The following is a 6,585-nucleotide window of genomic DNA, read 5'->3' as shown; positions in this document are numbered from 1 at the left end:
ATAAAACTCTAAAGAAAAACCAACTTAAATAACTATTAATCTGAGACTTAATGATGTTCTTACCTTGCAAAGGTTTCGTTTTGTATTTGTTATTGAAGTGTGTAAATGGTTGTGATAATATCCAATATCCGAAGAGATTTTGATAGGAGTGGAGGGATTAGATGTAAAGTGTTTTAAACAGGGAATTTACTAGTTATGAGATTAGATGTAAGTTTGTTAGAGATAATTTTGCTAGTAACTATCCGTTATGTATTGAAGCTTTATAAGAATCCAACGACTAGGTGCAGGTATTCTTTTAGGTCTTCTCTTAATTTCTTCAGGGCACGCGACATTTGAGTTTCAATGGTATTGACAGAAAGGTCTAGCACTTCGGCAATCTCCTTGTATTTCATTCCTTTGAAACGACTCATCTCAAATATAATGCGGCATTGTTCAGGTAGCTGCTCCAGAGCTTCTGTAATCTTCTGTTCTACTTCTTTTCCAATAAGCGTTTCGTATACTGTTTCATTACATTCAAAGGCATGTAGGTGAGCTCGGTCTTCCTGATTAATTAGAGTTGCTTGCTTTTTGATATCTCGCAAGTGGTTAAGACAGAGATTTCTGATTGATTGATAAAGGTAGGCTCTTAATGAAGTGTTTATTTGTAGTATTTGCCGCTTTTTATAGAAATTGAGAAAGAAACTAGAAACAATATCTTCGGCGCCTGAATCGTCTGAAGTGTATTTTGCCGCATACAAGCATAACGACGAATAGTATTGTTTGAATACAAATTCGAAAGCGTCTTTATTTCCTTTTTTTAACTCCTTTATCAGGAAGTTATCTCCTCTATCCATGTGAGCAATATTTCTTAGGGTATATGATGATGAAATGCATATTTGGCGTAAAATTAAGAAAAGAACCGAAAAAGGACTACTTATCCAAATTAAAGTCTATGAGTAGCTTTTGGTTTATTTGTCTGTTTAAGGGGATAATTGCAGATTGATGTTCCGTCTGTATTAGTTCAGTTAACAGAATTTTTAAAAGTGCGTTAGAGATTTATAAAGCAAAAGAAAAAACGAGCTTAAAGAAGCGTTTTCGTGAAGTATTGTGTCATTTTTTTATGATGTTGGGATTCAATCCTACGTTGTCCATAAAATCCGCAGCGCCATTTGTTATTTGACTTTAACGGCAGAAAGTGGTTTTGAAAAATCTCAAATGTATTTATAAGGCTACTTCGACCTAGCTACAACACATTTTACTATCTGATTTACACTAACAATTTAGTCCCTACATTCAATTCAATTTCATTATTGGCTATATTACGCATAACTAAATTAAGCAATATACTAGTTTGTGGTATATCCTGTTGTTCTCTTTAGTGTGCATCAAAAGGTACTGCATTCTAACAACCTTGCCTTTAAAAAGGTTAACGATCTGTCCTACTTTATTGAGCAGTTCATAAATAACTGCCAAATCTGCCGACGAATTTAGGGTTACCTATACCATAATATTTATTACTTCCATGCGGATAGTTTCATAAATTAGTTAACCATAAAAATAAGCAGTCTAATATTGAATTACACACTGGTTTTAAATAAACATCCCAATTGAAGAAATTATCTTCCAAAGAATAATTCTAATTTGGGTCCTACATTTGTAGGAAATACCCAATTTGCTGCTTCCAAAATACGTAATTGATCTAAATAAACAATTCAGTATTTGAATGGTGCTATTAAATTATTAACTTGCAAATAGTCAAAACAATAGATACTAAATTTCACCGAGAACAAATCGAGAACAAGAAGAAAGTGAAATTGTAAACATTACAAATAGAGCGCATTACAGAGTTTTGGAGGAGTCCGGCTCTGGTACCAAACCACATAAAACCATAATCATCCTGAACAATTGAGGTCACTTCATTATGCGATAAACCGTCTTCAATAGAATAATAGGATAACTGATAGTCGTGTGCAAAAGACGTGTTCGCCATAAGTGCGAAACAAACAGCTACTATATAAATGCGAATAAAGTTTAGACAATCCATTACTTACTGGTTCAAATGAATGAGTAAAGATAGGAATACTTGAGCAACTCTTTTTTGTAAAAAAAGGAATTTATTCCTTTATTAGACCATGGTTATCAAGGTTACTGCCTCATACTATTACAACCAGCACACTAAAAATTCTTTAGCAGGGCATTGTATAAATATTTTAAACTTCCATTTCGTAGAACAAACTAATCTTATAATTTAAGTCAGTTTTGAAGGAATTAACTCTTGCAATTCAAACTTGTCAATAAACATGCTAAGATATTTATTCTTGTTTCTTAACATATCAATTATAGCCAAAGGACTATCTTGATATCTTTCCTTTTTGATAGTTATTATCAAATCAGCAATATCATCACCTTCATTTAAATCAGTATTCTCCAGAACGGTATTTACTTGAACATGAAAGCAAGCACTTTCTGCTATCTTGATCCATTTCATAAAAGCTTTTCCTTTATCCGGAAATAAAGTGAACTGGTAACCTTTGAGCGTATTTAGCTTTTGCACATTCAGCATTTCAATAGAGCCAACAGCTATCCAGTTATATTGCGGATAATACAATGCTCCGAAAACGGCATTCTTTTCTCCTTCGGCAATGGCAACGGGGATAGTCCTATCGATAAGTAAATGGGAACCAAAGAACACTTGTTTTAGATTGAAGTCCTTTTGCTTTATTATATGATGAACCCAATTAATATAACCAACACGTTTTAATGTAACTGAATCGTATTGCATCACCTTACCTGTCCTAACTTGTCCTAATCGATTAATCTGCCAAAATATAGTTTTGTTCCCTTTGGCAGTACCTACATGATACTTTTGTAATACCTCAGCAATCAGTAGTTGTGAGAAATATTTACTCAGGCCAATAGCAAAGTTGTTTTGATGATAATTGTTAAGAGAAGCTTGCATTATTTTTTTGTCAATGCAGGAAGGAGGTTGGATGATTAGTTTTGACTTAGGTGTTGATATAGGAAAATCATCTAGTTTGTATCCATTTTTCACAAAGTACATTTTAGGTGTGAAATGGTAACCACATTTCTCCACACGATTACACCTACCCGTATAATCAGACAGATGTTTGTTGGTATGATTATCTACATACCTGGTAAAAGTACGCTGGTGGCATTGCGGACAATGATACCTGGTTGACCGTCCTTTGTATTTTTCCAATGAATAACGAATATCTGACATTAGGGAATTTTTTTTGTTTTAGTGGAGTTTGTGGAGTAGTGGAGGATTGTTGTCTTTCAGACACTTAGTACTCCACACCACTCCACTCACTCCACAGCTTCATGAAAAATGTGATTATTTTGCTTGGTAAATGATACTTTGCCACTCCACACATACTACACTCAAACTCCACACATAAAGCACTGTGAATCAAGTAAACTCCACAACTCCACAAACTCCACAGTATTCTAGTTTAAAACCTCTGTTTCATACACTCCCTTTTGCACCTTATAAGCTAGCTTTGTATTGCTGAGTAATTGGTAGGCATATGACTCTTTAGCAATACCCATATGGCCTGCCATTTGAATAAACTCTTTGTTGGTAAATTCCTTTTTCCCAATCTTTTTTATGACTTGTAATACTTTGCCCTCCTTGGAGTTGTCCTCATACACATTCAAAACCATGTTATTGAGTTTTAAAGCATTGACATAGAAGTAATCCTTTAGCATAATGGCTTTCTTCATAGCACTTTCACCTACACGCTCGATAGGTAGATTATCGAAAAAGCTATTCGAAACCTCCAGTACAAGTGCAAACCTTAAAATGTACCTATCCAGCTTTGACAGTATTCCGGAAATCATTGAGTCCTTATTGGATGGTGTTACATGCTTATTCACTTCATTAATGAATAATTCGTCAGCCATATCAGATAATACTAACTCTTCAGTATTATTCTTCTGAGTAACGGCATCAAGAAGATCTTTCATTTTTGAATGAAACTGTTCTACCGTATAATCATTGGGATTTGTCCGCTTCACATATTTCTTCTCCATCTTCAATGGGATCGCAAATAAGATACGTTCAAAAAATCCATCCTTTATATCTTTGGCTTTAAAGGAGGCAATCACGTCATCCTGTATGCTACCAACGATGGAAACACAGGGCATACTTAATGATGAACTTTCGGCCTCTTTTCTATCCAACGAAATAGGCGCTCCATCCCAAATGGATAAGAACTGACTTTGCTTTGATGTTCCACTATATCCAATTAGATTCAAAATGAAACTTTTGAATTCATCAGGCATTAATATCATACCATTCGGATTTTGCTTATGAATATTAATCAGGGCCTCAAAGGTAGGGTCGGTGGAATACAGCTTCTTCTTGCTTGGTTTCTTCTCACCACTATCAGGATTATAGTTGGCTATAACTGATTCATATTCCTGGTCATATTGCTTCTGTAAATTTTTAACCGCTTTAAATGCCGTTTTTAATGGCGCACTTTTATTTTGACCTGACTTGCCAACCAACACCACCCACATGGATGGATTTTCTACCCACTCAATGTGTTTACGCAGATGATATGAGTTTCCTATAATTCCTGCCAAGGCTGTCAATATGCTAACAGAAGTATAATCAATATTATAATTCCCATTTTCATACAGTTCAAGAATGGTATCCTGAATAAACCTTGGAAATATACATAAAGGAAATTCAGATTCACCTGCCTGCTTTAGCCTGACATTGGCTTCTTCTAAGGATAGTTTTCCAGAAGTAAGGTGTGCCTTTCCCAATTCTGTTTTATCGTTTTCAATTGACTTCATACGCTTACAAAGAATTACCCATTAATACTTTCCAGGTATGCTTCAATCTCCGAAGCTTTGTAATAGATTTTACGACCAGTCTTTTTGTAGGCAATCACTTTATTATCACGCATGGTTTGCAAAGTCCGTCTACTGACATTTAATAGTTTGCATACTTCTTCGGTAACATACCAACGATCCTTAAAACCATCATTTTTGGCCACATTGATACTGTCAATCTTATCGTTTATATGGTCAATCTTGCCCATTAACTTATTGAAGAGGTGTTCATCTACGATTACAACTGTCTTGCTCATTTTTATTCGATTTTTAATACATTATTAATTTCACGAGTCAAACCTAAGCAATACAGTACACTGACTTTCTCGTAAAAGATAGTAACGGAAAGTAAAGGAGAGTAAAAGCAAGTAAAAAATTGTTTTGTATCGTATTTTATCGTTTTAGCGGTTCTTAATTGAGCGCAAGTAAATATTACTGAGTACAGACTAAATTACTTCATACTTCTAATCCTTGACATTTTTCTATTTAATGCTATTTGTTACTATCTAAAAATCAAACGCTTTTACTTTTATTACTATTTATTACCATGTTCTTCATTTCTTTTGTAATTGCATTCTATTTCTCTATAATTGAATCAGAAAAACGCAAAAAGGACTCACAAAAATGATATTTAGAAGAACGATTTTGAAACAAGATTTGGCCATTAAATTATATCCACAAAGCTCAAATATAAATGCAGCGATGCAGTTGCTCCGGAAAGAAATAAAACTATCACCTGAATTGAATAACAAACTCGATTTATTGACAAGAAATAAACGAGCGCATTATTATACTCATAAAGAATTGGAAGCAATTCTGGAGCATTATTGCATTAGCCAGGAAGAATTTAAGCTATTGTAGGGGCTTCTTGGAGGAAATCATGGCAAAACGCACTAAAAACCATGCAAAAACAAGCTCAAAAGCACTATCTGTACCAATAAACAGATTGCTTTTGAGTGCTTTTTCATGCTTGAGGGTACTTTCAGAGCATATGCAGACCATATTCAGAGTATATTTCACATGCTTTTGAGCGCTTTGCCCATTTCGTGTCCAATCCTAGAATTACTATACAGATTATTAATAGTGTACTGAAACAACTTTACACCATTTGAAGGTCGTCCTAAATTAACTATACAGTTTTGATATACAATACTGAAATAGCTATACAAATATTTAATATTGTACTGAAATAGCTTTGCAAAGCTACAAACACACTCTTTATCAATGCTTAACAATAAGCTTACTGTATTTAATTTTTTTTGCACTTTTTATTTGCTTTAAAATTCAACCTCAATGGTGGGATTATATTTATCTCTTCTTATTCTTTTTTTGATTTAACATCGTATACTCCTTTCATAATCAGGGAGCAGGTTCTGTCAAGGGCGGCGGAGGCACGAAGCCGTTTATATACCCTTGACGGGTTCTGTGAGCTGTTATACTTTCGTATCCGATGCTTAAATCAATGGGAAATGCCCTTATAAAGGATCTTTCTTTCATCTTATTCATTTTATGTTGTTATCGGTTTCCATCGTTTCTTAAGTTCACCAAACTCCCCATGGGCTTGTTCTGGCGTTAGATAGTCACAAGAAGAATGTGGTCGTTTTTCATTATAAATAGGAATAACACCGGCTGCAGCTTCTTTTGCTTCAGTGTAATTCTTAAAGGTCTGACATTTCCCATGTCTATTAGGCAGCACTTGAAAGCTGCATTTCTATTAGCCTGAAGATTTTGTTGTCTTCGGGC

General features: G+C 34.4%; 7 protein-coding genes. 1 reads left to right on the top strand and 6 read right to left on the bottom strand.

Annotation, left to right across the window (positions count from 1 at the left end; translation table 11 throughout):
• Positions 1-260 precede the first annotated feature (260 nt).
• From JIV24_RS21695 to JIV24_RS21675, 5 genes are all read right to left on the bottom strand, one after another.
• A complete protein-coding gene (locus tag JIV24_RS21695; RefSeq protein WP_200467186.1) occupies positions 261-833 on the bottom strand; it encodes an RNA polymerase sigma-70 factor in 573 nt (190 codons plus the stop codon).
• 923 nt (positions 834-1,756) lie between these two features.
• Complete coding sequence (locus tag JIV24_RS22905; RefSeq protein ID WP_353890335.1) at positions 1,757-1,969, bottom strand: two-component regulator propeller domain-containing protein; 213 nt, start codon at positions 1,967-1,969, stop codon at positions 1,757-1,759.
• A 258-nt stretch (positions 1,970-2,227) separates the two neighbouring features.
• Positions 2,228-3,220 carry a DUF6371 domain-containing protein gene (locus JIV24_RS21685; RefSeq protein WP_200467184.1) on the bottom strand — a complete coding sequence of 331 codons (993 nt, stop codon included), beginning with the start codon at positions 3,218-3,220 and terminating at the stop codon, positions 2,228-2,230.
• A gap of 227 nt (positions 3,221-3,447) precedes the next feature.
• Complete coding sequence (locus JIV24_RS21680; protein ID WP_200467183.1) at positions 3,448-4,803, bottom strand: DUF3987 domain-containing protein; 1,356 nt, start codon at positions 4,801-4,803, stop codon at positions 3,448-3,450.
• Between the two features lie 14 nt (positions 4,804-4,817).
• Positions 4,818-5,099 carry a helix-turn-helix domain-containing protein gene (locus JIV24_RS21675; RefSeq protein WP_138529957.1) on the bottom strand — a complete coding sequence of 94 codons (282 nt, stop codon included), beginning with the start codon at positions 5,097-5,099 and terminating at the stop codon, positions 4,818-4,820.
• Positions 5,100-5,466: 367 nt separating this feature from the next.
• On the opposite strand from JIV24_RS21675, the gene JIV24_RS21670 reads away from it, so the two are divergent.
• Entirely contained in the window at positions 5,467-5,703 is a 237-nt protein-coding gene (locus tag JIV24_RS21670; protein WP_143302540.1) for a DUF4248 domain-containing protein, read from the top strand.
• Positions 5,704-6,349: 646 nt separating this feature from the next.
• On the opposite strand, the gene JIV24_RS22900 is transcribed toward JIV24_RS21670, so the two are convergent.
• The gene (locus JIV24_RS22900; RefSeq protein ID WP_200467182.1) at positions 6,350-6,538 is read right to left on the bottom strand and encodes an integrase core domain-containing protein; all 189 of its coding nucleotides are present in this window, start codon (positions 6,536-6,538) and stop codon (positions 6,350-6,352) included.
• Positions 6,539-6,585: the final 47 nt, after the last annotated feature.

Source organism: Carboxylicivirga marina, from assembly GCF_016612505.1.
Taxonomy (GTDB): Bacteria; Bacteroidota; Bacteroidia; order Bacteroidales; family Marinilabiliaceae; genus Carboxylicivirga; species Carboxylicivirga marina.
Note: the sequence above shows the minus strand (reverse complement) of the source record. Positions and strands in the feature narration are given on the sequence as shown.

Bases quoted from the DNA above. Each gene is read 5' to 3' on its own strand.
- JIV24_RS21695 (WP_200467186.1), bottom strand. From the start codon at position 833: ATGGATAGAGGAGATAACTTCCTGATAAAGGAGTTAAAAAAAGGAAAT.
- JIV24_RS22905 (WP_353890335.1), bottom strand. From the start codon at position 1,969: ATGGCGAACACGTCTTTTGCACACGACTATCAGTTATCCTATTATTCT.
- JIV24_RS21685 (WP_200467184.1), bottom strand. From the start codon at position 3,220: ATGTCAGATATTCGTTATTCATTGGAAAAATACAAAGGACGGTCAACC.
- JIV24_RS21680 (WP_200467183.1), bottom strand. From the start codon at position 4,803: ATGAAGTCAATTGAAAACGATAAAACAGAATTGGGAAAGGCACACCTT.
- JIV24_RS21675 (WP_138529957.1), bottom strand. From the start codon at position 5,099: ATGAGCAAGACAGTTGTAATCGTAGATGAACACCTCTTCAATAAGTTA.
- JIV24_RS21670 (WP_143302540.1), top strand. From the start codon at position 5,467: ATGATATTTAGAAGAACGATTTTGAAACAAGATTTGGCCATTAAATTA.